The sequence below is a fragment of the Orrella sp. 11846 genome (assembly GCF_048820935.1).
In the GTDB taxonomy this organism is placed as follows: domain Bacteria; phylum Pseudomonadota; class Gammaproteobacteria; order Burkholderiales; family Burkholderiaceae_B; genus Algicoccus.
The window spans coordinates 213,043-238,318 of the sequence record NZ_JBMERD010000002.1; the positions used below are offsets into that span (position 1 = coordinate 213,043).

29 protein-coding genes and 1 pseudogene are annotated in these 25,276 nt (G+C 51.3%); 14 read left to right on the forward strand and 16 right to left on the reverse strand.

Translation table 11 applies throughout. The features are described 5' to 3' along the window. Positions 1 to 10: 10 nt before the first annotated feature. Positions 11 to 1,384, reverse strand: a complete 1,374-nt coding sequence (locus ACOI06_RS02590; RefSeq protein ID WP_420661020.1) for an MFS transporter — start codon at positions 1,382 to 1,384, stop codon at positions 11 to 13. Between the two features lie 145 nt (positions 1,385 to 1,529). On the opposite strand from ACOI06_RS02590, the gene ACOI06_RS02595 reads away from it, so the two are divergent. The 3 genes from ACOI06_RS02595 to panC are packed head-to-tail and all read left to right on the forward strand — an operon-like array spanning position 1,530 to position 3,459. After that, positions 1,530 to 1,718 (forward strand): DUF3460 family protein, encoded by a 189-nt coding sequence (locus ACOI06_RS02595; RefSeq protein WP_420660930.1) that lies wholly within the window; start codon positions 1,530 to 1,532, stop codon positions 1,716 to 1,718. A 6-nt stretch (positions 1,719 to 1,724) separates the two neighbouring features. Beyond that, positions 1,725 to 2,579: a segregation and condensation protein A gene (locus ACOI06_RS02600; protein ID WP_420660932.1), complete on the forward strand. Its 855-nt coding sequence runs from the start codon at positions 1,725 to 1,727 to the stop codon at positions 2,577 to 2,579. Positions 2,580 to 2,616: 37 nt separating this feature from the next. Continuing rightward, positions 2,617 to 3,459 (forward strand): pantoate--beta-alanine ligase, encoded by an 843-nt coding sequence (gene panC, locus ACOI06_RS02605; RefSeq protein WP_420660933.1) that lies wholly within the window; start codon positions 2,617 to 2,619, stop codon positions 3,457 to 3,459. Here the strand turns inward: panC and ACOI06_RS02610 are convergent. The 3 genes and pseudogenes from ACOI06_RS02610 to ACOI06_RS02620 all read right to left on the reverse strand — a co-directional run bounded on the left by ACOI06_RS02610 (position 3,448) and on the right by ACOI06_RS02620 (position 4,959). Further along, a complete protein-coding gene (locus ACOI06_RS02610; RefSeq protein ID WP_420660934.1) occupies positions 3,448 to 3,987 on the reverse strand; it encodes a hypothetical protein in 540 nt (179 codons plus the stop codon). The two genes, panC and ACOI06_RS02610, sit on opposite strands and share 12 nt — an antisense overlap. After that, positions 3,988 to 4,164, reverse strand: a pseudogene (locus tag ACOI06_RS02615) (Fic family protein); the annotation flags it as partial. Positions 4,165 to 4,410: 246 nt separating this feature from the next. Continuing rightward, positions 4,411 to 4,959, reverse strand: a complete 549-nt coding sequence (locus ACOI06_RS02620; protein WP_420660935.1) for a type II toxin-antitoxin system death-on-curing family toxin — start codon at positions 4,957 to 4,959, stop codon at positions 4,411 to 4,413. Positions 4,960 to 5,131: 172 nt separating this feature from the next. Here ACOI06_RS02620 and ACOI06_RS02625 point away from each other — a divergent pair, with 172 nt between their 5' ends. Then, the gene (locus ACOI06_RS02625; RefSeq protein WP_420660936.1) at positions 5,132 to 5,380 is read left to right on the forward strand and encodes a response regulator transcription factor; all 249 of its coding nucleotides are present in this window, start codon (positions 5,132 to 5,134) and stop codon (positions 5,378 to 5,380) included. Positions 5,381 to 5,442: 62 nt separating this feature from the next. On the opposite strand, the gene ACOI06_RS02630 is transcribed toward ACOI06_RS02625, so the two are convergent. Beyond that, complete coding sequence (locus ACOI06_RS02630; protein WP_420660937.1) at positions 5,443 to 6,135, reverse strand: hypothetical protein; 693 nt, start codon at positions 6,133 to 6,135, stop codon at positions 5,443 to 5,445. Positions 6,136 to 6,281: 146 nt separating this feature from the next. Here ACOI06_RS02630 and ACOI06_RS02635 point away from each other — a divergent pair, with 146 nt between their 5' ends. Genes ACOI06_RS02635 through zapD form a run of 3 tightly spaced genes read left to right on the forward strand, consistent with a single transcriptional unit; the run spans position 6,282 to position 8,369 of the window. Continuing rightward, positions 6,282 to 6,938, forward strand: a complete 657-nt coding sequence (locus tag ACOI06_RS02635; protein ID WP_420660938.1) for a prepilin peptidase — start codon at positions 6,282 to 6,284, stop codon at positions 6,936 to 6,938. Between the two features lie 14 nt (positions 6,939 to 6,952). After that, on the forward strand, positions 6,953 to 7,588 hold the full coding sequence (gene coaE / locus ACOI06_RS02640) for a dephospho-CoA kinase (RefSeq protein WP_420660939.1): 636 nt from the start codon (positions 6,953 to 6,955) through the stop codon (positions 7,586 to 7,588). Positions 7,589 to 7,619: 31 nt separating this feature from the next. Continuing rightward, a complete protein-coding gene (zapD, locus tag ACOI06_RS02645; RefSeq protein ID WP_420660940.1) occupies positions 7,620 to 8,369 on the forward strand; it encodes a cell division protein ZapD in 750 nt (249 codons plus the stop codon). A gap of 19 nt (positions 8,370 to 8,388) precedes the next feature. On the opposite strand, the gene ACOI06_RS02650 is transcribed toward zapD, so the two are convergent. From ACOI06_RS02650 to ACOI06_RS02675, 6 genes are all read right to left on the reverse strand, one after another. Then, positions 8,389 to 9,366, reverse strand: coding sequence for a Nudix family hydrolase (locus ACOI06_RS02650; protein WP_420660941.1), 978 nt, complete (start codon positions 9,364 to 9,366; stop codon positions 8,389 to 8,391). After that, a complete protein-coding gene (locus tag ACOI06_RS02655) occupies positions 9,359 to 10,237 on the reverse strand; it encodes an ATP-binding protein (protein WP_420660942.1) in 879 nt (292 codons plus the stop codon). Before ACOI06_RS02655 ends, ACOI06_RS02650 begins: the two co-directional genes overlap by 8 nt. Before the next feature lie 12 nt (positions 10,238 to 10,249). Next, the gene (gene argJ, locus ACOI06_RS02660; RefSeq protein WP_420661021.1) at positions 10,250 to 11,476 is read right to left on the reverse strand and encodes a bifunctional glutamate N-acetyltransferase/amino-acid acetyltransferase ArgJ; all 1,227 of its coding nucleotides are present in this window, start codon (positions 11,474 to 11,476) and stop codon (positions 10,250 to 10,252) included. Between the two features lie 261 nt (positions 11,477 to 11,737). Beyond that, entirely contained in the window at positions 11,738 to 13,018 is a 1,281-nt protein-coding gene (gene hemL / locus ACOI06_RS02665) for a glutamate-1-semialdehyde 2,1-aminomutase (protein ID WP_420660943.1), read from the reverse strand. Positions 13,019 to 13,051: 33 nt separating this feature from the next. Further along, positions 13,052 to 13,762, reverse strand: coding sequence for a thiamine phosphate synthase (thiE, locus tag ACOI06_RS02670; protein ID WP_420660944.1), 711 nt, complete (start codon positions 13,760 to 13,762; stop codon positions 13,052 to 13,054). After that, a complete protein-coding gene (locus tag ACOI06_RS02675) occupies positions 13,762 to 14,619 on the reverse strand; it encodes a bifunctional hydroxymethylpyrimidine kinase/phosphomethylpyrimidine kinase (protein ID WP_420660945.1) in 858 nt (285 codons plus the stop codon). Before ACOI06_RS02675 ends, thiE begins: the two co-directional genes overlap by 1 nt. Before the next feature lie 40 nt (positions 14,620 to 14,659). Between ACOI06_RS02675 and ACOI06_RS02680 the strand changes: the two genes are divergently transcribed. The 7 genes from ACOI06_RS02680 (at position 14,660) to ACOI06_RS02710 (ending at position 19,474) form a co-directional block, all read left to right on the forward strand. Continuing rightward, entirely contained in the window at positions 14,660 to 14,824 is a 165-nt protein-coding gene (locus ACOI06_RS02680; protein ID WP_420660946.1) for a rubredoxin, read from the forward strand. Then, entirely contained in the window at positions 14,824 to 15,387 is a 564-nt protein-coding gene (locus ACOI06_RS02685) for a YqgE/AlgH family protein (RefSeq protein WP_420660947.1), read from the forward strand. Before ACOI06_RS02680 ends, ACOI06_RS02685 begins: the two co-directional genes overlap by 1 nt. Continuing rightward, positions 15,380 to 15,778, forward strand: a complete 399-nt coding sequence (gene ruvX, locus ACOI06_RS02690; protein WP_420660948.1) for a Holliday junction resolvase RuvX — start codon at positions 15,380 to 15,382, stop codon at positions 15,776 to 15,778. The genes ACOI06_RS02685 and ruvX overlap by 8 nt, the downstream gene beginning before the upstream one ends. 149 nt (positions 15,779 to 15,927) lie before the next feature. Then, positions 15,928 to 16,449: a bifunctional pyr operon transcriptional regulator/uracil phosphoribosyltransferase PyrR gene (pyrR, locus tag ACOI06_RS02695; protein ID WP_420660949.1), complete on the forward strand. Its 522-nt coding sequence runs from the start codon at positions 15,928 to 15,930 to the stop codon at positions 16,447 to 16,449. Between the two features lie 3 nt (positions 16,450 to 16,452). Next, positions 16,453 to 17,418, forward strand: coding sequence for an aspartate carbamoyltransferase catalytic subunit (locus tag ACOI06_RS02700; protein ID WP_420660951.1), 966 nt, complete (start codon positions 16,453 to 16,455; stop codon positions 17,416 to 17,418). Next, positions 17,415 to 18,713 (forward strand): dihydroorotase, encoded by a 1,299-nt coding sequence (locus tag ACOI06_RS02705; protein WP_420660952.1) that lies wholly within the window; start codon positions 17,415 to 17,417, stop codon positions 18,711 to 18,713. The genes ACOI06_RS02700 and ACOI06_RS02705 overlap by 4 nt, the downstream gene beginning before the upstream one ends. Next, entirely contained in the window at positions 18,710 to 19,474 is a 765-nt protein-coding gene (locus tag ACOI06_RS02710; RefSeq protein ID WP_420660953.1) for a lysophospholipid acyltransferase family protein, read from the forward strand. Before ACOI06_RS02705 ends, ACOI06_RS02710 begins: the two co-directional genes overlap by 4 nt. Before the next feature lie 6 nt (positions 19,475 to 19,480). On the opposite strand, the gene ACOI06_RS02715 is transcribed toward ACOI06_RS02710, so the two are convergent. From ACOI06_RS02715 to ACOI06_RS02735, 5 genes are read right to left on the reverse strand one after another with little or no spacing between them, the layout of a single operon-like run. Continuing rightward, positions 19,481 to 20,323: a symmetrical bis(5'-nucleosyl)-tetraphosphatase gene (locus tag ACOI06_RS02715; protein WP_420661022.1), complete on the reverse strand. Its 843-nt coding sequence runs from the start codon at positions 20,321 to 20,323 to the stop codon at positions 19,481 to 19,483. A gap of 14 nt (positions 20,324 to 20,337) precedes the next feature. Then, the gene (lptG, locus tag ACOI06_RS02720; protein ID WP_420660954.1) at positions 20,338 to 21,528 is read right to left on the reverse strand and encodes an LPS export ABC transporter permease LptG; all 1,191 of its coding nucleotides are present in this window, start codon (positions 21,526 to 21,528) and stop codon (positions 20,338 to 20,340) included. A gap of 9 nt (positions 21,529 to 21,537) precedes the next feature. Further along, the gene (aroE, locus tag ACOI06_RS02725) at positions 21,538 to 22,416 is read right to left on the reverse strand and encodes a shikimate dehydrogenase (RefSeq protein ID WP_420660956.1); all 879 of its coding nucleotides are present in this window, start codon (positions 22,414 to 22,416) and stop codon (positions 21,538 to 21,540) included. Then, complete coding sequence (locus ACOI06_RS02730; protein WP_420660957.1) at positions 22,413 to 23,345, reverse strand: energy transducer TonB family protein; 933 nt, start codon at positions 23,343 to 23,345, stop codon at positions 22,413 to 22,415. The genes aroE and ACOI06_RS02730 overlap by 4 nt, the downstream gene beginning before the upstream one ends. Further along, on the reverse strand, positions 23,326 to 25,263 hold the full coding sequence (locus tag ACOI06_RS02735; protein WP_420660958.1) for a ribonuclease catalytic domain-containing protein: 1,938 nt from the start codon (positions 25,261 to 25,263) through the stop codon (positions 23,326 to 23,328). The genes ACOI06_RS02730 and ACOI06_RS02735 overlap by 20 nt, the downstream gene beginning before the upstream one ends. Positions 25,264 to 25,276 lie beyond the last annotated feature (13 nt).

Consider the following 25,276-nt stretch of genomic DNA (forward strand, 5'->3'; position numbering starts at 1 on the left):
TTAATCGTTGTTATTGGTTGTTTCGTTGGAGTGAAGCACCCGCATCGATCGGCAGTTTACGGAATACTAAGATTGATAGCAGGCAGAATGCACCGATGACAACAAAGCCGACGGTAATATCACTGGGCATAGGTTTCTCATGTCCTTGAAGACTTGTGCTCAGATTAATGACCAGTGCACTGATCCCGACACCCAGACTGATACCAAGTTGTTGCGCCATGGCGGAAAAACCACTGGCGATGCTGAGTCTGGGTTTTGGGATGTCCGCAAACCCCAGGGTGTTTACTGCCGTGAACTGTAATGAGCGGAAAAAGCCACTGATCACCAGCAGTGTGATCATGAGCCAGATGGGTGTCGTGTCCGTAAAAATGGCACATAAAGCCAGAGAAATGCCTGTCAAAGCCGCATTGATGATCAACACGCGCCGGTATCCCCAGCGTTGAAGAATCGGGGGTGCGCCAAACTTCATCAGCAAAGCGCCTAATGCACTTGAAAATGTAATTAACCCAGCGGACATAGCGGACATTCCGAATCCGGTTTGTAGCAGTAGTGCCAGTAAGAAGGGCGTCGCACTGACTGTAAAGCGACATAAGTTGCCGCCTAGAATCGAAGCACGAAATGTTGGAATGTCTAGTAGGCGTAAATCAATGATCGGGTTAGGGTGGCGTCTGGCGTGCTCTCTGTAGAGATAGCCACAACCCAGTCCGACAGCCACCATCAAGCCGACCCAGATCCCAGGTATTGTCTGGCTAGCAATGAACTCAAAAGCCGCTACGAGTGTGGCTAGACAGATGGCACTCAACACAAATCCCAGTAAATCAAGCGGTTTGCGGATGATCTCATTGGCACTGGATGGGATAAACCGAAGGGTCATGTAAAGACCCAGTAAACCAATGGGCAAGTTCATCAGGAAAATCCATTCCCAAGCGGCGTAGGTCACTAAAAACCCACCTATGGGTGGACCGAAAATTGGTCCCATTAAAGCGGGCAGCGACAGAAAAGCCATGGCCCTTAAGATCTCATGCTTAGGGATGGTTCTGAGCATGATTAGACGCCCGACTGGGACCATCATGGCCCCACCAAAACCTTGTACGATGCGCCAACCAACTAGTTCGGAGACGGACGATGAGGACGCGCCACCTAGCGAACTGATCGTAAAAATCAGAATAGAAGTCAAAAAGACTCGCCGCGCTCCAAAACGATCAGCTGCCCAGCCACACACGGGAACAAAGACAGCCGCGGCCATCAGGTAAGCGGTAATGGCTGTGTTTAATCGCACAGGTGGTACACCAAAGTCTTCTGCCATGGCAGGAATCGCAATCGTGATCACCGTGGCGTCGAGCAGTTGCATAAAGAGTGCACATCCCACGATGAAAGGCACCATCAAGCCGTCCATGCTTTTTTGGGTGTAGTTTTTAAGGCGCTTAAGCCAGATAGAGGGAGAGAATGCGTCCAAGTGTCGTGTGCTCGAGTAAACTGTGGGGTGATAATGGTTTCTTTTTTTAGTCTAAACGGATTGACAACATTTTATGGCTGCACATTACGAATCTGAAGCAACACGCTTTATACGGGCTTACAAAGAAAAGCACCCGGATGCGGAACAACGTCAGTTGGAAGGGCGCGCTCGATTGTGGGATAAAACGCTGAATCCAGAAGATCAGGAAGCTTTTAAACAGGCGCGTGTACCCCAAACGGCTTACGTCTATCAAAACGACTAACGACGAGTGATCCCAGCGACATCTCAAAGTTCTGCCTCCTCAGAGGAAGCGGTGCAGGCTGATGTGCAGGCTTATGCACGTCTCTACGGCGAACCCGTCTTTGATTTGCCGCAGGATTTGTACATTCCGCCAGATGCGCTGGAAGTTTTTCTGGATAGTTTCGAAGGTCCGCTGGATTTACTTCTGTATCTGATTCGCCGGCAAAACTTTGATGTGCTTGATATCCCGATGGCGGCGTTGACGCGTCAATACTTGACGTACGTTGAAGAAATTCGCCAACGCAATCTGGAACTGGCAGCTGAATATCTTCTGATGGCCGCGATGCTCATCGATATTAAGTCGCGCATGCTGTTGCCCGTACCTGTGAATGAAGAAACAGGTGAAGAGGAAGATCCACGCGCTGAGCTAGTCCGCCGGTTGCTCGTTTATGAGCAAATGAAGCAGGCAGCCGCGGAGCTCGACAAACTACCCAGAGTCGGTCGTGACTTTGAGGTCGGACATGTCTTGATGGACCTAGAGGTTGTTGAGCGTTTGCCCGAAGTGCGCGTGGAAGATCTGGCAGCGGCCTGGCAATCTATTTTGCGTCGTGCGCGCCTGAATGCGCATCACCAGATTACGCGTGAACAATTGTCTGTTCGTGAGCATATGAGTTTAATATTGCGCGAGTTGTCGCAAGTTCGATTCATGGAATTCACAGACTTATTTATGATCAGAGTCCATTTGTCTGAGCCGGTCGCTGTGATCGTTGTGCATTTCATTGCCATGCTTGAGTTGGTGAAAGAATCACTGTTGGATTTGACTCAGGCGCAAGCCTATGCGCCTATTTATGTCAGACTGCCCCAACGCAGTCATGAGGCTTGAACTTTAGCGGACTGTTTTTACAGTTACGGAGATTATTTTGAAAGTCGTACACACCATTGAGGAGCTGAGAGATCAGTTGCGTGGTCAGACCCGGGCAGCTTTTGTCCCTACCATGGGAAATTTACATGCGGGTCATCTGGCGTTGATGCGCAGTGCGCGTCAGTATGGTGATCCTGTGGTGGCGAGTATTTTTGTGAATCGCCTGCAGTTCGGTCCGAATGAGGATTTTGATCAATATCCCCGCTCACTCATGGAAGATATTGAGAAGCTTGAACGTGCTCGCGATGTGTACGTGCTGTTTGCCCCCAATGAAAAAGAACTTTATCCAGAGCCACAAACCTATCGGGTCCTGCCACCGCAGGACTTGGGCGGTATTCTGGAAGGTGAGTATCGACCTGGCTTTTTTGAAGGTGTGTGTACGGTTGTTCTGAAACTGATGTCCTGTGTACAGCCTCAGGTGGCTGTTTTTGGGAAAAAAGACTATCAGCAGTTGATGGTGGTGCGCAGCATGTGCAGACAGTTTCAATTGCCTGTTGAGATTGTGGCGCACGAGACCGTGCGAGATTCGGATGGTTTAGCCCTGTCTTCGCGCAATGCCTACCTAAGTGAAAAAGACCGAGCTACAGCACCGATGCTCTATCAGTCTCTGACACAAACTCGGGATGCCTTACTCAAAGGTGCCACTGACATTGCGTCGCTGGAAGGTGCGGCAAGTGCTGAGCTGGATCGTAATGGTTGGAAAGTAGATTATTTCAGCGTACGTCGACAGCGTGATCTGTTAGCGCCTACGCTGGATGAAGTACGTGCGGGTGAGCCACTGGTGATTTTGACGGCGGCCAAGTTAGGCAATACGCGTTTGATTGACAACTTAGAGGTCTGACGTTTTTGACTGATTGATCGAATTGGCATATTGCGCCTGCAGGATGGGCGCAAGCCGTTTGATGTCATCCAGTACACCGAGTTGGTTTTGTGGGGAGTACGCGCCAGGACTGTATTGACAGATCATGGTGCCCACCGCCTCCGGTGAATACCCATACTTTGCAATACTTTGGATGATGGTCTGGCGTTCGATATCTTCCCAGTTGACGGTTTGTGCACCGTCGCTGATCATTAAAGCCTCTTGTGCAAGCTGCCAGAATAAATGTGCAGCGCCTGGGGCGTTTTTTAAGCTTGGAAGCAGTGCGAGTCGCCTGTCAAACTCCACGGTTTCAGATGCCGTCAGCGTCAGTGTGTAATCGCCAGCGAGCATGGAAACTCCCAACTCGTAGTTTTGTTTAAAGAAAGCGATGTATGGTGCGTATTCACCGGTTTCGTAATATGAAACTGTCGCGATGAGATATGGATCAATCAGCGTGTCATGAAAGAATAATGACAGTTGATTGCCTTGGATTAATGCGGCAGTTTGCATCAGGCGAGCTGTGCGTTTATTGCCATCGCGAAAATACTGCGGGTACGCTAGATTGCAGTGTAGATAGATGGCTTTTTCGAAGGGATCTGTATATTGGTTTGCTTGCAGTAGGATAAATTCGATCTCTGAACGCAGCCGCCCAGCACCAACAGGTGGCTCATAATGAGACGCGCCGATGCTGACTGCAGTTTAGGGGCTTTATCTTTAGTAAAAAATGTGTCGTGCTGCATAGTGGCTTAAAAGTATTGAATGATTTTGGTCGAATGATTCTCAGCCGTGTAGGATATATTATGAATTAAGTTATGCTTTATTTAAAGTATTTTGTGATGAGTAAAATCATCGCTTCCTTACGGGTCATCATTTGATCAATACAGCTGAGTGTGGCTCCAGTTCTTGAATCGATCTGGGCTGCACAGCCCATTGTTAAGCGTGATCGCTGTTCGCCTTTAAAACAATTAAGTTCTGAACTAGATTGACGATCAGGTCTTTCTGCGCAGGATCACTTTGCGCAACTAGCAGTGCAACGGTGACGAGCGTATTGTCATTGATGAGCTCATGGACAGGTCTGGCAAGTAAGTGTGCATTCAAGTGCAGATACAGTAGAAATAAAAAAGCACCTGAACGTTTGTTGCCATCGGCTAAAGGATGATTTTTGATGATGAAGTACAGCAAGTGCGCAGCTCGGCTGGCCACGTTTGGATAAAACGACTCCCCACCAAACCCTTGCTCAATGGTGGCTAACGCGGATTCCAAGCCATTGCCACGCAACTGCCCAAAAAGCTCTGAGGCTTCACCCTTTTCGATAAGAATCTCTTTAAGTTGTTCGATGCTCTCTAATGCCTGATCCAGACTGATTGCATGCATGCTCTCTTGTTTAGCGGTTTGGCTCAGAAGTGCGTTCTCATCGTAGGCTTGAAGCAGATGCCAACTGCGTGCATAGTCATGAATGAGCGAGCTTATGTTTGCGTTCATTAAGACGGTCCAGATGGGTGATTCGTGGGTTGAAAGTGCATCTTAGCATCGCTGCGAGCACGTGCAGATCTTAGTTGTTTCCCCCACGGATTTGCTTGACCTGACAGATTTGTTAGCTGTCGGTCATGCTATGGATCTGCGAGACTGTCGTCTCTGTTCTTTGGGAGATGAGATGTATAGACTTGATGACCAAGCAGGTGCTGGATGGCCCGCATTGACAGCGCGTGAGCGTGAGGTCCTTTATCCGGTTGCGCAAGGCAAACCGAATAAGATGATTGCCATGGAATTGGGTATTTCAACTCGGACTGTTGAAGCGCATCGCGCCAAAATATTCTACAAAATGGGTGTGCGTAATGCGGTTCAACTGGCAAGAGCGGTCTATGCGCCTACAACTAGTCAGGAAACAAATCCCGCGAGTTAAGTGGTGTTGAGTTTGCGTTAAGCACAAACGAAGCGGCGATCAAGCCGCTTCGGATCATCAAATTACTGACACTGCAGTGGTGCTGTGCCGTCAAGTTCTTGGATCGGATCAAGATCGGGTTGACGATTGAGCGTATACACCAGATTGGTTGGTTCGCCATCAATCAGATTGACTTGTAAATTGTTGCGGTTCAAGAAAAGCATCTCTGCACGGGCATTACCCTTTGTATCCAGTAAAACCAGGTTGGCTGGGTTCATAGGGACAAGACGCCAGCATCCTTGGGTGACATACCCTTTTTGTGCAGATTCACCTTGATTGACTCTTGGATTGACGTATTGCGCACGGGCTCGCCATTGTCCATTAGGTGCCAGTGTCAGGGTCAACTGCTGGTTGGTGCAACGCATTTCCTGATGAAAGCAGGGCAATGTGCCGTGATAGGTTTGAACCTTCGGCAGCAATTGGGTAAGTAACAGTGAGTAAGCTTGTTCGTCAGCCTGTTGTGTAGACATTTTTTCAGCTTGGTTAGCTTGCGCTTTGGGTGACATGCGAGATGTCTGAATCTGCATTTGACTTGGTGCTTGCAAGGTGCGACCGCTCGTACTTCCACGAGCCTGACGCATGGCATCCGTTGCCGTGCTCTCGCGTGGAGGTTCGTAGTAACCCGGTGTCTTCATATCAGCACATCCAACGATGGCCACACTGGCTAAACCCAATAAGAGAATGCGACTAAACGGGGAGAACAAATTTTGTTTCATGGTGAAAGCTACCAAACAAATAAATAGAAGTGACTGAACAGCACTTTCATTTTACGCGTAATTAATTAAATAAGTTGTGCATTTGGACGGTGCTTCTTAACGCATTGTCGATATGTTGGGTGGGTTCGGTTTTTGGTGTTGAATTGATGAAGGGCTTTTATTGTGGGTTGGTCGGCGTTGTTCTGGCGAGCGTGGTCGTGGCTGTGGCAGCTCGATGGGTGCAGTTTTTAGAAGTTCTACTGAGAGAGTTGGCCGCTGAAGACCCTCAGTCAGATACCAATTTGACACCTTTGTGGATGCCGTCTGGCTTTGTATGGACGGTTGTAGCGTTGTCTGTCTGGTGGATCGGTCACGATCAAACTGATTGGGCTGTGTTTTGGGTTCAGGCAGCTTTGATCGGAGTGTTGTGGTTGCTTGCCAGCATTGATGCCAAAACAGGGTTGCTACCGGACGTTCTGAATGCGTTAGTGATTTTGAGTGGCCTGATCGGCGTGTGGCTAGATTGGATCCCTGTTTCGCAGACGGCGGTGGCACTGGCGGGTTATGGGGTGCCTTGGGTCATGAACTGGTTTTATCGCTTGCGTCATGGCGTTGATGCCATTGGCCAAGGGGATGCTAAGTTGCTGATGAGTCTTGGGCTTTGGTTCGGTTGGCCTGCATTGGGTGATATTGTGGTGGCAGCAGTCATTTCGTCGCTTGCTTATACTGCGGTTTATGGAGTGATTCGTCGCCAATGGCCAAAGGCGTTACCTTTAGGTCCGTTCCTGGCACTGGCTGCGACGATTCAGATTTTGTCACTTTAAGTTGCATTTATTTTATGAATACACAACCACAACACGAATCGGAGAGTACGCTCAAGCTGGGTTTAACGGGCGGCATAGGCTCCGGTAAAACGAAAGTGGCTGATCTGTTGCAAGATCTGGGTGCCAGCATTATTGATACCGATGCCATCGCCCATAGCTTAACCGCGCCTGGGGGATTGGCGATTGAGCCGATCCGCGAAGCCTTTGGTGATCAGGTCATCGATGCGCAAGGTGCATTGGATCGCGCCCAGATGCGTCAGAAAGTGTTTAAAGATGCCAATGCACGCATTCGCTTAGAAGGTATTTTGCATCCATTGATTCGCCAAGAGGTTGCGCGTGAGGCGCAAAAAGCCACTGGTCTTTATCGTGTTTTTGTGGTGCCTTTGCTTGTCGAATCAGGACGTTGGCTAGAACAGGTTGATCGGGTGTGTGTGGTTGATTGTGATGAAGCAACACAAATTGCCCGTGTCATGGCGCGCAGTCAATTAAGCGCGGAACAGGTGGAAGAAATCATGATGGTGCAGGCTACTCGTGATGAACGATTGGCGGTGGCGCACGATGTCATTGACAATGGTGCGAACACGGATTTTGAGAATCTGCGTCAACAGGTGTTGGTCTTGCACCGTCTGTGGTGTAACCTTACAGAATGATGAGTTCATTTCCTAATAACCACGTTGTGTGATGCGTTTCGAATACCCATTTAATGAGCGGGTTCGGACGTGGATCCGGCTCGAGTACTTACTGAATCGTCTGGTGTTTTTTTCTGCACCGGGCGATGCTCGCTTGCATCAAGTGGCTTTCAGTACGCTATTTGATGTGTTGGATGCGACTGAGCGCACGGATATCAAGGGCGGTTTGTTACAAGATCTCGAACGCCAAAAAATCACATTGATTGGTCTTCAGAACCATCCGGGTGTGGATGGCGAAGCATTGCAAGACGTGGTCAAACAGATTGATGTGGCCATGGATGCGTTGCTGCGTCAAGGAAAGACCGGTCAAACATTACGCACCAATGAGTGGCTTTGTAGCCTGCGTGGACGCTTAGCGGTGCCGGGTGGTGGCACCCAAGTGGACATGCCTTCGTTTTATGCTTGGCAATGCAAGGACGTTGAGCAGCGCTGTCGTGACCTACAAGATTGGGTGAATCCACTTTTACCCTTACGCAATGGCGTTCAGTTGATCATGAAGTTATTGCGTGATTCTGGCACGCGCGAATCTACGGTCGCACGATCGGGCTCTTACCAGCAGATGTTGAGTGGTAAGACTTACCAGCTGTTCACCGTCTGGGTCGATGACGCACAGCAAGTCTTTCCGGAGATGAGTGCCAACAAATATATGGTTTGGGTACGGTTCTCAGAGCAAGATGGGATTCACAAGCCACATCCGGTCAGTCGCGATATTCCGTTTGAATACGCTTTATGCGGATTCTAATTTACTTAATCCTTAAGACTTAAGGATTAAGTAGGTGACGGATGCCAGCAATACCGTGTGCACCGTGTCGTCGTGCTTGAGGATAGGTGTCGTTAGATTGTCCGCCAATGGTAAGCACAGGTAAGCCAGCAAATTGTGCCAATTCAGCAAACGCTTCCCAACCCAATGTGGGCTCCCCCGGATGTGATGCCGTAGGCAACACAGGCCCCAGCACCGCAAAATCAGCTTTAATGAGACGTGCTTGAGTCAGTTGTTCGGCATTGTGTGCTGATACACCCACCCATTGATCGTCAGCGAGTTTGGGGCGCTCAGAATGATTTGTAGCGTCTTGTGCGCGCAAATGCACACCATCGGCTTGCGTCCACCAGGATTCTGGATGAACACTGTTCACCAGTAACTTCATATTGAGGCGCTGACAGTACGCGAGCACTTTTAAAAAGCCGTCTTTGACGCTTTGTTCGCCCAGGGTCGTTTGCCACTGTGGTTCACGCCATTGCACGAGCTCAATGCCTTGAGCGTGAGCTTGGCCTAAGGTTTTGAGAAAGCTTGCTAGATTGTCTGGGTGATTGACATGACTGATCAGGTAGCGACGCGGTATACGCAACCAGCGTAGTAAAGGATAGGTGGCTGGTAATAAATCATCGCGTGCCAGTGCTTCGTCTGGCGTAAGCCAATCTAATTCCTGATTTTCTAGGGGAGTTGGTGTGCCATCCCACTGTGTGACTTGCCAGATGTTTAGACGAACCGTGGTGGTTGGATAGTGATAAACCAAACTCACCCAAGGTATGGCGTCCTGAACGGTGATATTGATTTCTTCCTGTAGTTCACGCGTGAGTGCCTGTAAAACCGTTTCACCGGCTTCAATTTTTCCACCGGGTAACTCCCACCAGCCAGCCCATGGTTTTCCGGTGGGGCGGCTACCCAATAGAACCTGACCTGATGCATTGATCAGTAGGCCGACTGCGACTTCTGTGACCTTTGACGCAGGTTCAGGCATGTCTGGCAGCCCAGTCTCGTGCAAAGTGCCATGCAACGCGACCTGAGCGAGAGCCGCGTTCGATCGTCCATTGCAGGGCTTCTGTGCGTGACTCTTCAATCGACTCCTCGCTACAACCTAATTTGCGTAACCAGTGCGCCACGATGTCGAGGTAATCATCTTGTCGGAATGGGTAAAACGACAGCCAGAGCCCAAAACGTTCGGACAAAGAGATTTTCTCTTCGATGGATTCGCCGGGATGCACTTCACCATCTGCTTGGTATTTGGTTTCCAGATTCTCATGCATGTATTCCGGCATGAGGTGGCGACGGTTCGAGGTGGCATATATCAACAGGTTGTCACCTGTGGAAGAGACTGAGCCATCCAGAATGGATTTCAGTGCCTTATAGCTGGTCTCCCCGTGCTCAAAAGACAAGTCATCACAGAAAATTAAAAAACGCTCTGAACGATTAGCGACTAAATCAGCAATTTCTGACAAATCAGCCAAATCCTCTTTGTCGACTTCGATCAAGCGCAATCCCTGATCGGCAAATTGTGACAACATGGCTTTAACCAGAGAGCTTTTACCTGTCCCGCGTGAGCCTGTCATCAGGACATGGTTGGCCGGTTTGCCTTGTACAAACTGGCGGGTGTTGCGTTCAATAATATCTTTCTGACGTTGGATGTGTTGAAGATCCGCGGCCTCTATGCGATGCGGGTGCTCAACGGCTTCGAGCCAACCCCGAGCCTGACCTTGCTTGCGCCAGCGAAAGGCCTGTGCGGACCAATTCACAGGTGCGGGTACAGGCGGTAACCACGCTTGAAGCTGATCAAGCACCGCATGGGCTTTGTGAATCAGTTGCGTCAAATCCGTTTCGGTCGGCGCTGTCATGGTGAGCCTCCCTCAGGAACGATAGTCTGCGTTGATGCTCACGTATTCGTGAGACAGATCGCAGGTATAGATAGTTTCGGACACTGAACCACGACCCAGTGCAATGCGCATGACGATTTCGTTTTTCTGCATGACGCGCTGGCCGTCCGCATCCTGATAGTTGGGATCACGTCCGCCTTCGCTCGCCACTAAAACCTCATCAAGCCACAGGCTGACGTTGTTGACATCTAGGTCATCAATGCCGGCATAGCCAATGGCAGCCAAAATGCGGCCAAGGTTGGGGTCACTGGCGTAAAACGCGGTTTTGACGAGCGGTGAGTGTGCGACTGCATAGGCGACCTTGAGGGCTTCCTCAGTATCCCCGGCTTCAAGCACTTTGATGGTGATGAATTTGGTTGCGCCTTCGCCATCACGGATAATTTTTTGTGCCAAATCTAAAGCGGCGTCCGTGAGTGCGGCTTCTAAAGCGGGTAAACGCGGATCGTCTTCAGATTCAATTGTCAGACCACATTGCCCTGTGGCCATGATCATGAAGCAATCGTTGGTGGAGGTGTCGCCATCGACGCTGATGCGGTTAAACGATTTGTTGGCGACTGTGCGCACTAGGCGATCCAGAATGGGTTGTGCAATCCCGGCATCGGTCGCCAGATAACCCAGCATCGTCGCCATATTGGGGCGAATCATGCCAGCGCCTTTACTGATTCCTGTGATGGTGACAGTTTGACCATCAATCTCAGTTTGGCTGGAATGGATTTTAGGCTGCGTGTCGGTGGTCATGATGCTGTAAGCCGCATCAAACCATTGGTCTTCTGACAAATTGTCGACCGCTTGCGGAATGGCTTGAGCAATTTTATCGATCGGCAGCGGCTCTAAAATAACCCCGGTTGAGAAGGGCAACACGCTTTGCAGAGGGAGATCTAATGCATTGGCCACATCCTGAGACATTTGGATGGCTTTTTCTAAGCCGGATTGGCCAGTGCCCGCATTGGCGTTACCTGTGTTCACAATCAACGCACGGGTAGGCGTCCCAGAAAAAAGGTGATTTGAGGTGATTTGAACAGGTGCTGCACGGAAGCGGTTTCTGGTCAGAACGCCAGCAACCGTACTGCCTTCACAGACGACAAACAAGGTGAGGTCACGATTCCCCGCCTTTTTAATACCTGCTGAAGCGATACCAATTTGGACGCCCTTGACGGGATAGACTTGTTCGCGATTCGGGATTTGCAGATTGACAGCCATGTGAACCTCTGGGAGTGCGCTCGAGTAAATGTGTTTAAAAATGACGCTGACATCGACGCGAGAATCCATGACTAGTGTGCCGATGTAAGCGCGAACGCCCTCGATAGGGCGTTCAAATGTTTCGGTTAATGACCGTATTGTAGCAACGGTCACTTCATCGCAAGTGCAAGTTAGGCAATGTCAGTCAAGTCTGTCTTGCGAATGATTTTTAATGCGCCAATCTCCTCTGCGCCTTTCGGTCACAGAGGAGATTGGATGGGATCAGTTCAGCTTGGCAAATACTTTGTCGGCAGCTTGTAACGTTTGCTCCAGCGTCTCGTCATTGTGGGCCAAAGACACAAAGCCCGCTTCAAAGGCTGAAGGTGCAAAATACACGCCTTCATCCAACATGCCATGAAAAAATTGCTTGAACTGTTCCTGATTGCCTTCAGAGGCTTGTGCCAGTGATGTTGGGACGGACTCTGAGAAGTACAGACCAAACATGCCACCGACGTAATCAGTACTGAGCGTGACACCATGTTTTTTAGCAAGAGTAGCCAAACCTTCGGTCAGACCGCTGCTTTGTGCTTCCAAGTGTTCGTACGTGCCGGGTGCTGCTAATAAGCGCAAAGTGGTGATTCCTGCTGCAACGGCGACAGGGTTGCCTGACAGCGTGCCTGCTTGGTAGACCGCACCTAAGGGAGCGATGTGGTTCATGACTTCGGCTTTACCGCCAAATGCGCCAATTGGCATGCCGCCACCGATCACTTTGGCCAAGGTCGTCAAATCTGGCTCAATACCTGTCAAGCCCTGAACACCGCAAGGGCCAGCACGGAAACCGGTCATCACTTCATCAAAAATCAGCAAAGCACCGTGGGCGGTACATTGCTCGCGCAATGTCTCCAGAAAACCTGGTACAGGTTTGATGAGGTTCATGTTGCCGGCAATGGGTTCCACGATAATGCAGGCGATTTCTTTGCCATGGGTGGCAAATGCGGCTTTGACGCCTTCAATGTCGTTGTAGTCCAGCACGATGGTATGTGCAACAAACTCGGGTGGAACGCCTGCGGACGTGGGGTTGCCAAAGGTCAGCAAACCAGAACCGGCTTTAACGAGCAAGCTGTCAGCGTGACCGTGGTAGCAACCCTCAAATTTAATGATTTTGTTGCGTCCGGTTGCGCCACGGGCCAATCGGATGGCACTCATCGTGGCTTCTGTGCCTGAGCTCACGAGACGAACTTGCTCCATGGATGGAGCACGTTGAACGAGCATTTCTGCAATTTCGATTTCACTTTCTGTGGGTGCGCCGAATGACAGGCCATGGGCTGCAGCCGCTTGAACGGCAGCGACGACCTCAGGGTGTGCGTGACCCACGATGGCTGGGCCCCATGAGCCAATGTAATCGACGTAACGCTTGTCTTGCGCATCCCAGAAATAGGCGCCATTGGCACGTTCGATAAATCGGGGTGTACCACCAACAGAGCGAAATGCACGTACAGGTGAGTTCACACCACCTGGGATGGTTTTGCAGGCGCGCTCAAAAAGTTCAGCGTTGCGAGTCATAAAAATCTCCAAAAATCAGATACGGTTCGTAAATTAGTTCGGCGAGTCGTCAAGGCTGGGCCACAGTTCAGCAAAGCGACGCCGTTCTTGTGTAGGTTCAGGGGAGTCAAACAGCGCACCAATGACAGCGAGGCTATCTGCGCCTGCTGCTAGTAATTCAGCACCATTGCTGGATGTGATACCACCAATGGCGACCACAGCGGCGCGGCGCGCATGTTGACGGGTTCCAGGAGGACTGGCTAGGCGTTGCGCTTCACACAAATCACGCGCTTGCTTCAGAATATTCAGTGGCGCAGGTGGTGCTTGAGGTTTGGTGCCGGAAGCGTACATCGCACCAAATGCAATGTAATCCACGGGAACTGCAAGCAATCGCTGTGCCAGTTTTAGATCTGCATAGCAAGAGACACCTATCAGCCTATCGGGTCCCAGTGCCTCGCGTGCCGCAAAAACATCGCCATCATCGCGCCCCATGTGAACGCCATCAGCTTGAACTTCGAGCGCCAGCTTCCAGTCGTCATTAATGAGGTAGACAATCCCCAGTGTTTGACACAGCGCACGCAATTGATGGGCAAGTTCAGTGCGCTTGGGTTCCGGGACAGTTTTAAGGCGCAGTTGCAGTGCGGTGAGCCCAGCTTCCATGCCTTGTCGGATACCGTCTTCCAGCCGTGCGAAGTCATCCCAATCGGGTGTCACGCCATACAAGCCCGCTGGAAACCGCAGTGAATGATAAACAGGTTGATTCATCAGTCTGTACTCCGAGCGTCACCGACATCATCCGGCAGACGTTGTGCAGTGCGTTGCCCCATGCCTGCCTGAAATGCTTGCGCTTGTGCTAAAGCTTCGTATTGACAGGCATTGTCACAAGCAGACATGAGCTCCAAGCCGTTGGCAAGGCCCGCGGCAATTGCGGTTGCCAGAAGTCCAGTTGTTTCCTGAGTGCCTGCAGTCATCGGAACGGCTGGCCAGGCTTGTGTTTCACCTTGTGAGCCTGTCAGCAAATTGACCTGTACGCCAGGACGTTGTCGGAAATGCGTCAGTAAGACATGGCTTGCGCCCATCTCCAGCAGGCCACGCGGACTGTGCTCTAAGTCTGTGAGCATCGGTAGCTCGTCTTCAGACCATCGTGCCGCCAGGCGTGCGCTGGTGACCACTAGCTCACTTTGCGGGACGAGTAGCTCAAGTATGGCTTGTGCGGTGTGGTCATCTTCCCCATCCTCGTCATCGGTATCCGTATAAACAACCTCTTTGGGGCTAAGATGAAGGATGAGGGGCACGTGCGCATAATCGGCTGCGATTTGTGCAATGATGCTCACTTGTTCGACATTGGCAATGTGACCGACCTTGATCGCATGCACGGGCGTGTCTTCCAGTAACAGACGGATTTGTTCGTCAAGTTGCTCTGGATGCGCGGGCTCGATATGCAGCATGATGGCCGAGTCAGCCAATGCCGTTCCAGTGATGGCACAAACGGCATGAAGCCCTTGTGCAGCACAGGTGATGACATCGGCGGGAACATCTTGCCGTCCGGTGGGGTCAAACAGACCAATCAACAGTACGACGGGTGTGGGAGAATGAGACACTTTGTGTGAGATTGGTAACATGGCATTCTATTGTAGAAGATCCGCGGAGTAAAAGAGCGATATGCGAACATGGATGTGTTTGATTTGTGGTTGGGTGTATGACGAAGAAGCGGGTGCGCCTGAAGATGGCATTGCACCAGGCACCCTTTGGGAAGATGTGCCACCGAACTGGGTCTGCCCAGAATGTGGTGCGCGTAAAGAAGACTTTGAGATGATGGAGATTTAATGACAGGTACGACCGACTTTACCCGACAGTTTTTACTGGCCATGCCAGGGACAACCGGGGATGAATTTGCAGGCACTGTGATTTATGTCTGTGAACACTCATCACAAGGTGCATTGGGGCTGGTTTTAAATCGGCCTATGAAACTGACGGTCGGTGAGTTACTGGAAAAAATCGATATCCCTGTTGAAAACCAGGATCTGGGCAGAACCCCCGTGTACTTCGGGGGGCCTGTCCAGGCAGATCGAGGGTTTGTATTGCACCGGCCTGTGATGTCCTACAACTCTTCCTTGCATTTAGACGGTGATATCGGGCTGACTACATCGCGTGATGTGCTTGAAAACCTAGGCAAAGGCACTGGTCCGTCTGATTTGTTGGTGGCATTAGGCTATGCCGGCTGGGGAGCAGGTCAGCTTGAGCAGGAAATGGCTCAAAACGTTTGGCTTTCTGTCCCTGCAGACGAAGAGATTATCTTTAATCTGCCACCTGAAGAGCGTTATCCGACAGCCATGCGGTTACTTGGCTTTGACCCGGCGATGCTCACCGGCGAAGTGGGCCATGCCTGAATACACGGTACTTGCGTTTGACTTTGGTCGACGTAAGATCGGTGTGGCTGTTGGCAATACCTTATTGCGCCAAGCGCAACCGCTAGAGATTATTGACACTGAAGTGAAAGCACAGCGCTTTGCGCGCTTGGATGGTCTCTTGGCAACTTGGCAGCCGACCCAGCTCGTGGTGGGTTTGCCGCTCACGGCAGGAGGTGCAGAACAAAAAGCCACGCATGAGGCTCGTCGTTTTGCGAATCAGTTGCGAGGCCGCACGGGCTTGCCCGTTGAGCTTGTGGATGAGCGTTATTCCAGCATGCAGGCACAAGCGCACACCGGGAATGATCCCGATGATGCGGTGGCTGCAGCCATTATTTTGCAGCGATATTTCGACGGTTACACAGGATTCTGATTCGACCCTGAAAATTCCATGCAGAGTGGGCGTTGTGCGTCTAAAATTACGGCGTTTAACGTGGTTTACGTGGCAAATTGAGTACCCTCTGAGTGCGCGGTTTGTTTGCGACTCGTTTGCGCATTGCTGATAACTGAAGGATATCCATGGTGTCTATACCGAAAACAGATCAGAGCTTGCCTGATGCACAAGACTTGTATGAACGTTTGCGTCAGGCCGTTCAAGAAACCGTGCAATCGTTAGATGGACAACCGGTCCATTTGGTGGGCATTCATTCTGGCGGTGCTTGGCTTGCTCGGCAGATTCAGACGGATCTGAACTTGCCTGGTGAGATGGGGACGCTGAATATCAGTTTTTATCGAGACGATTTTGATCGTATCGGGTTACATAGCCAGACGGAGCCTTCAGAGATTAACTTTGCCGTTGAAAAAGCACATTTGATCTTGATTGACGATGTGCTCTACACCGGTCGCACGATTCGTGCCGCAATGAATGAGTTATTTGACTATGGTCGACCAGCCTCTATTCGCTTGATGGTGTTGGTGGATCGCTGTGAACGTGAATTACCCATTCAAGCCGATTTTTCTGCTTGGACGCCCGAGCAAGTCCCTGAGCAGGATTATGTGCTCGAACAGATGGATAGCGGCCAGTTCCGTTTGTTCTTGGAATAAAGGATGGTCATGCTAAAGAACAATCCCCAACTCAATCGACATGGTGAACTAACGCATCTGATCACCACCGAAGGTTTGCCCAAAGACATCATGACGCACATTCTGGATACAGCCAGCAAGTTTGTGCCGTTAGCAGACCGTGATGTGAAAAAAGTTCCCCTACTGCGCGGTAAAAGCGTTTTTAATCTTTTTTTTGAAAACTCAACGCGCACGCGAACCACCTTTGAAATTGCCGCCAATCGCCTGTCGGCCGATATTCTGAATCTCAATATCAATGCCTCATCGACTTCCAAAGGTGAGTCCTTGCTCGATACGATTGCCAATTTATCGGCAATGCAAGCTGATATCTTTGTGGTGCGCCATGAAGCCAGTGGTGCGCCGTATCTGATTGCCCAGCATGTTGGGCCAGACATCCACGTGATTAATGCGGGTGATGGACGCCATGCGCATCCGACTCAGGCGTTGCTGGATATGTACACCATCCGGCACTTTAAAAAAGCCTTTGAGGGTTTAACGGTTGCGATTGTGGGTGATGTCATGCATTCACGGGTGGCACGTTCAAATATTCATGCATTGACGACTTTAGGCGTGTCTGAAGTTCGGGCAATTGGACCTCTGACATTGCTGCCGAGCGGCCTTGAGCAAATGGGTGTCAGACCTTTTACCTCAATGGAAGAGGGTTTGCGCGATGCGGACGTGATCATCATGTTGCGCCTACAAAACGAGCGCATGCGGGGTGCTTTACTGCCTTCGGCACATGAGTATTACAAGCATTTTGGGTTAACTGAGAAAAAGTTGGCCTATGCCAAACCCGATGCGTTGGTGATGCACCCTGGACCCATGAACCGTGGCGTGGAGATCGCTTCTGAAGTGGCCGATGGTCCGCATTCGGTGATTTTAAATCAGGTGACATTTGGCATTGCCGTTCGCATGGCGGTGATGAGTATCGTTGCAGGAGCCAGCGAATGAGTCTTTTATTGACAGGAGGCCGGGTGATCGATCCGGCAAATGGTGTCGATGCCGTCATGGACATTTTGGTGCAGGACGGTTTGATTGCACAAATAGGTGACTTGCGCACGAAAGTTCAGGCCGAACGCGAGTTGGATGTGTCTGACAAGCTGCTGATTCCTGGTGTGGTGGATTTATGCGCACGTTTGCGTGAGCCGGGGTTTGAGTACCGAGGCACGCTTGAGTCGGAACTGACAGCAGCGATGTCTGCTGGGATCACTTCATTGGTCTTGCCACCGGACACCGACCCGTGCCTAGATGAACCTGGCTTGGTAGAAATGTTGCGCCATCGCACACGTCAGTTTGGTCAGGTGCGTGTGTTTCCGTTGGCCGCGATGACGGTGGGCTTGAAAGGCAAAAACATTACAGAAATGGGGCAGTTGACGGAAGCCGGGTGTGTGGGCTTTTCTCAGGCAGATCAACCCATTGAGGACAGCAACGTGTTGCTGCGAGCCATGCAGTATGCGCGCTCTTTCGGCCATGTTTTATGGTTAAGACCGCAGGATTTCTGGCTCAGTGGCTCTGGCGTGGCTGCCTCAGGTCCCTATGCGTCACGTCTGGGGCTTGCGGGTATTCCCGAGCAAGCTGAAACGGTGGCTTTGCATACGTTTTTTGAGTTGCAACGAGCCACTGGCGTGCGATTACATATCTGCCGACTTTCAAGTGGTGCGGGTGTTGAACTTGTGCGTCAAGCCAAGGCCTCGGGTTTGCCCGTGACATGTGATGTGTCCATTAACAACCTTCATTTGACGGATTGGGACATTGGGTTTTATGACAGTCGCTGCCGATTAGAGCCCCCTTTGCGCCATCAAAACGACCTCGCCGCACTGCGTCAAGGACTGGCCGACGGCACGATTGATGCGGTTTGCTCGGATCACACGCCAGTGGACGAAGATGATAAACAGAAGCCATTTGCAGAAGCCGAAGTTGGTGCAACCGGTCTGGAACTTCTGTTGTCGTTGACCTTGAAATGGGCACAGGACGACAAGCTGGATCTGTCCAAAGCGATTGCGCGACTCACAAATGGACCTGCTCAGGTCCTACATCAGTCCGGCCTGCAAGCGCCTGTGCTAGGTTCTCTAGCGGTGGGGAGTGCAGCGGATTTGGCGGTTGTGGATTTGAAAGATCACTGGATTGTGGGTCAACAAACTATTCGCAGTCAAAGCTGGTACACGCCATTTGAAGGATGGGAAATTCCAGCACGCGTGAGTGCGACGGTGGCACGCGGGCATTTAGTCTGGGAGCGCGACGCTTGAAACACTGGCGGGTTGGGTGGCGAACGTTTTGGCTTGCCTTGTGGGTCGTCAATGGACTCTTAGTGCTAGGCCTAGTTTTTCCACTGAGCCCGCTGTCGGTGCGTTTGGCGTTGAAACGTCAATGGTCGCGTGTGCTTTTGCATTTGTGCGGTGTTCGTTTGAAAGTCTCAGGCGAGCCTGCAGAACAGGGCGCAGCACTCTGGGTCATGAATCATGTGTCTTGGCTCGACATATTTGTGACCAATTATGTGCGTTCCACGACGTTTGTTGCCAAACAAGAGATTCGACACTGGCCTGTTTTAGGTTGGCTAGTGGCGGGTGCTGACACGATTTTTGTGCAACGAGGTTACCGGCAGGCTGTCCATCGTGTCGGTCTGGACATGGAATCGCGATTCTCACGAGGACAAACAGTCGGTTTGTTCCCAGAAGCGACCACATCTGATGGTTTTGATGTGTTGCCTTTCTATGCCAATTTGTTTGAGCCTGCTAAGCGCAGCGGTGCACCAGTGCAGCCAGTAGCCTTGCGCTATTACCATCGGGGCGTGCGTAGTGATTACGTGGCCTTCGTGGGTGAACAGACTTTTATGGACAACCTTTGGCGTGTTTTGGGAACGACTGGGGTCACGATTGAGTTGTTGTTCTTAGATGCCATGGACGCTGATGAGACAACGACTCGCAACCGCCATGAAATTGCCCTATGGGCGCGTGAAACGATACAAGATGCTTTGCGGGAATCCTGTAGTGATAGTGCGCGCGAATAGTGAAAATTAGTCTGCCACCGCAAAAGGATCACGGTGGGCTTGGCAAGGGATTTGAACCACGAGCCGATCATGCTGCCGAATAGCCGTGAGCTGTCCACCCCAAACACACCCGGTATCCAGACCGATCACATCGGGTCTCAGATATAAACCCAATGTTGACCAATGCCCAAAAACCATGGTGACAGTGCTCGTCTTACGATTGGGCATATCAAACCATGGAATCAGGGTGTCGCTGTGTGCTTGAGGTCCGGATTTGACGGATAAAGCCATGCGTGCATCGGGTGTACACATCCGTAATCGAGTTAAGGCGTTGATGATGACGCGTAGGCGTTTGGCGCCTGTGAGTCCTTTTTTCCAGTGATCGGGCTCATTGCCAAAGACACCAGACAGGGTTTCTTTCCAGTTAGGTGCTTGTAAAGCCGCTTCTACTTCAGCAGCGAGTCGGCGCGTCTTTTTAGGACCCCAGCAAGGCAGGACGCCCGCATGGACCATCAAATGGTCGTTTTCTAGATGAGCCAGTTTTTGGTGACGCAACCATTCAATAATCTCGGCTGCGTCGGGTGCATCAAGTAAGGGTTGGATGGTGTCATTTTTTCCGAGATGACGCACGCCTGCCGCGACGGCCAGAAAGTGTAAGTCGTGATTCCCTAAAACAACTTCGCACCGATCCTGCATGGCCATGATACGACGGATGGTTGCCAGTGACGATGGACCCCGATTGATCAGGTCGCCTGCAATCCAGAAACGCGCTTGCGGATCTTGTGCAATGCTGGGATGGTCAAGCAATGCGCACAGTGCTTCATCGCAGCCTTGAATATCTCCGATCATCCAGATTGAGGGGGTATTCATCGGTGGGAGATCACTCACAGGGAGGGTTCCAGCGGTTCAGCCCGAACGGGATCAGACAGTTTTTTAGATTCTTTGGGACCCAGACGTCTTTCCATCCGTAGTAGTGTGAAGATGGCGAGTATGAGCGCAATGCCGTTGGGTAGGAGCGCGGTGAGTATTGGGTTCCATCGATACAGTGTGCCGACGTTTAGTGAAAGCTGGCTAATCATAAAAAAGATTGTCCCCACCAGAATCCCGACAAAGATCTTACTGGCCACACCACCGCGTCGTATTTGCAGGTAGGCAATCGGTGCCGCAATAGAAAGCATCACCAAAATGGTAAATGGGTAAGCGAGCTTTCGCCAGAGCGCAACCTCTTGCCGATCTGTAGTGAGCCCGTTGGCTTTCATGTACTGGGTGTAGTCCCAGAGCGACAAGAGCGACATGCGTTCGGGCACCAAGATGCGCGCAACGAGTCGTTCTGGTGTCAGAGAGGACGCGAATTCAACAATCGGCTCTTGTGTCAGCATCATGAGGGGTTGATCTAAGGGCTTTGCTTCTGACAGGGACTGCATGGCATCGCTTGGCAGCTTATTGATCGTTGCGTCTTTAAGCTGAATGCGGTCGTTTTTAACAGAGGCTGTGCCTGCTTTCGTCAGCGTCAGGAATTTGCCTTCCGGATCAAATTCGTACAGCATGACATCACCGACGTCACCAGAGGACAAGAGCTGACCAATGTTGATGATGCGATAGCCACCTGTTTCTGTGGGCTCCTTGAACCAATAACCACTATTGAATCGCCCGCCCTCAACGCGACTTCGCATCATGAGGTTGGCTTCGCTATAACGGACATCAGCGGCTGGCGTGAGTACTTCGGATAAGAGCAAAGCAAATAGAATCACTGGAATCGACGTGATCCAAAGCATACGCAATAGGCGATAAGAGCTCATGCCTGAAACGCGTAAAATCGTGAGTTCGTTGCGCTGCGCTAAGCCCGCTAATGCAAGAACGGCGCCCACGAGAATACCGAGCGGTAAAAGCTCATAGAGACGACTGGGTAGCGCCAGTGTTTCCAAATAAAGTAAGGCACTCATTGGAAAGTTATCGCTCACCGTATCGAGCTGATCCACCAATGAAAAGAAGGTGAAAAAGCCCAGTAAGGCTACAAGCACAATGAGGCTAGAGCGATAAATCTCCCGGGCCAAATAACGACGGGCAGTGGACATAGTTGAAGTTTAACCGACTCGCCCTGAGAGTTCAGCACGGATGTGTGCAATCACAGGTTCTACTTGAGGGGTCGCGCCATTCCAGATCCGAAAGCTTTCAGCGGCCTGACAGACCAGCATGCCCAAGCCATCGCTCACGAGACGGGCTTGGCGTTGCTGACTGTCTTTTAGAAATGCAGAAAGTTCGCTGCCATACATCATGTCGTAGACCGCTGTGTGGGTTGTGATGGCCTGCTCAGGTAACACGAGGGTTTGCGCACCCAAACTGGTGCTGGTGGCATTAATAATCAGATCCCAGGGCTGATTGAGTTGATCGTCATCGAGTGTGCAGACTTGTAATCGAGCCAGATCATCCGGGTGACGCTTAACCCAGTCATCACGTAGTGTTTCGGCGCGTGCGAGAGTACGGTTGGCAATGCAGATAAGGGCGCAGCCCGTATCCAGCAATGGACCAAGTACACCGCGTGCGGCACCACCTGCCCCCAATAACAAGATGCGTTGGTCAGGGCCAAGCATATGCTGGCGTTCAAGATCCATCACTAAGCCCACGCCATCGGTGTTGCATCCATGAATCTGACCTTCTTCCATCCACAACGTATTGACGGCAGCGGCATCTTGCGCACGTGGACTTAGATGTTGTTTGCTGAGCTCATAAGCGGCTTCTTTGTGGGGGACGGTGACGTTCATGCCACGACCACCTTGTGCAAAAAAAGCGGTGACGTCCGTCACGAAGTTTTCTGGTTTGACATCGAGTCGGTCGTAAGTCAGTGCAATGCCGGTTTGTTTGCCAAACGCAGCGTGCACACTGGGTGAGCGACTGTGCGCAATAGGGTGACCAATCACCGCAAAAGCGGGAATGGCAGGGTTTGTGGAGTTTGTTGATTTCATGGAGCTCTCGTACTTAGCTGTCCAGGTTGAAAAGACCAGGTTCGGGTGATGACCAGCTGATCAATAGATTGTAGGAATTCAGGTGGAAAGGGTGCAAAAGGTGCGGCCAGTTGCAAAATTCGGCTCACCGCCTGATTGAGTCTGGGGTCGCTCGCAGGGCGGACAATCTGGCTTTCAATAACCTGACCTGTGGCATCCAGAATGACAGTGACTTGCACTTCACCCGTTGGGCGATCATCGTCTTGCCCCGGGTAATGTTCGGAGCCTGTGCGCTCAACGGCCTCACGCCAACTGTCGACATAATGGGCATACGGATTGGCAATGGCTGAAGGCGCATCGAAGTGTCGCCGTGGTCGAGCGTTGTAATGTTGAATGTCTTCCAGTATGGCGGCAATGCGAGCATTGAGTTCCACGGCTTGTTGATCCGTCGGATCGTTGCCTTGGACTGGGTCGGTTGGATCGATTTGACCTTCAGACAAATCCATCGGTTGTTGCCAGCTGGCATCGAGTTGCGTGAGTAGCTCGCTTTGAAGCGTTTCGAGTTGTCGCTTTTGTTGCGTCATGGCTTCAAGCGAGACGTCATGTGATTCTTCACCTTGCCGCGGTGCAGGATTAGAGGCCAAACCGCTTAGCTGGTCGCCACCACCTTCTAAGCTCGCTTGCGCAATCACATCGGGGGTCAGCGGATCATCGACATCAAATGTATTGATCATGACCACTTCAAGCTGGGGCACCACTTTGGGCACGGGTTTTGCAGCGGGCATGGCCCATGCCAGCAAAAGCGCATGAATCAATAATGAAAACGCAATCGCCCAGCGCAAAAAGTTTTGTGCCGGCGCCCTGAGCCAAGCTAACCAAGCCCAGCGTACAGTGGCAGATGTTGTGCGTGTGACCATGGAAGCGGCGTGCTTAGGTTGTTTGTGATGCATCGTCCACGGGCGCCTCGTCCGATTCTGTGACGGGTAACTCATGGGCAACCAGGAACTTGGCTTGAATCTCTAGCGTCAGCTCATCATGCTCGATGATTTCCACTTCAACCGGTGTGTGGCGCGGCAAGATCGGCATCCCCGAGACTTGAATTACCAAGGGTAGGCCATCGAGTCGGACCAAATCATCACGAATCACTTGACCAGTTAGGTGAGACTTTTGGTTTTGAACGAGCCAGCGTATGCACCAATAGCGCTCGATTTGTCGCTGAAAATTCTGCCAAATCCCGTGTTGTGCTTCAAACGCACTGATTAACGCGTAAAGGTCTGCATCACGCGGTTGATATGGTGCAACCAATGCCGCTGAAACGCCATGCTGTGCCAGTGCAACGAGTTGTCGTTGGTTGACCAGATCGACATAACGCCTCAGAGGGGAGGTGCACCAAGCGTAGTGCGTCACCCCCATGGCGTCATGCGGGAGTGCGTGCGTACTCATGCGCACTCGCATTCCTTGTTGTGATCTAAAGATTCCCGGTAAATTATGCGTATCCAGTAACCGTGCCCAAGTGGCGTTGGCCAAAATCATGTATTCCGAGACCATGAGATCCAAGGGGGCTTGGCGCTGTCTGGGTTCAATGCGCACTGGGGTGTTTGGATCGTCGGCTGGTCCATCGAGGTAGAAGCTGTAATCGATCCGGTCATTATTCTCTGGCTTGCCGCGTCGCTCATCGCGCACTGCGCTAAGAGCCTTGGAGAGCGTCCAGAGGGGGCGAAGAATCTCACCATAGGCCAAGGGTTGAGTAGGATCGTCGAGGGCTTCAGGGGTGACTTGTGCGTCAAGTTCGTTGTGTCGCAGGTTTTCTGTGACTGCAATGCGTTCAATCGCAACACGCTCTTGGCGGATTTCACCGGTTTGTGCGTTGGCTTGAACGTAAAGCGACAGAGCCGGAACGGGTTTGCCAGCCACTAAAGAATATGTGTCGATGAGAGACGAGGGTAGCATTGGGATTTTTTGTCCCGGCATATAGACGGTTGCCATGCGGGCGCGAGCCAATTCGTCTAGTTGGTTGTCGCGAATCACCGATAAAGCAGGTGCCGCAACGTGGATACCCACCTCAAGCCAGCCGTCTTCCAGTTCACGCACTGACAAGGCATCGTCAATCTCTGTGGTATTGACGTCATCGATGGAATAAGCCTGTACATCAGCCAGTGGCAGTGACTCAGGATCGAAATCCAAAGAAACCTCGGGAAATTCGATGCCTTTCGGAAAATTCGCCGCAAAAAAGCGCGCACGGTGTAACGCCAGTGCATTGGGCCAGGCTCCGCATGCCAACAATAGATCGTCAACGGATTGCCCAGTTTGTTGGCTGGCCAACTCAATGGCTTTCCAAGCTTGTGAGTTTTTATCGGGGCGTGTCACCAGCGTGAGAGGATCGCCATCAAAGTCTTCAGGTAGTACGCCTTGGGCGAGTTGCTCAGCCCAGTGTTGTTGTTGCGCCAGTTGTTTTTGTTTTTTCTCTTGAGCGGCCAGTGCAGCTTGTAAAATCTCTTCAGGTGCACGTCGATACAGACCTTTGCCTCGACGATGAAAGTAGATCGGTGCCTGGTGGACTGCCAAAAGTAGTGCGACAGTCTCCAGTGTGCTGGGCTTGTGGCCGTAATACTCTTGTGCGAGTGCTTGGATATCAAACTCATCTTCAGGTGCGACTTCCCAAAGAAACTCGATATCAAACTCTTCGCTCAACGGTTTGGCGTCATCCAGTAATGTTTGTGCGGGATGGTCATTAAAAGTGAATAAGGTATTGTTGCGCTTGATTTTACTGCGCTTGCCCGAAGGCATTTCAATGTGAAGGCTGCTGTCAGCCTCCGATTTAATTTCAGCGGCTTTGAACTGACCGCTCTCTTCAAAAAGTACAAACATGCAAGTCGCCTGA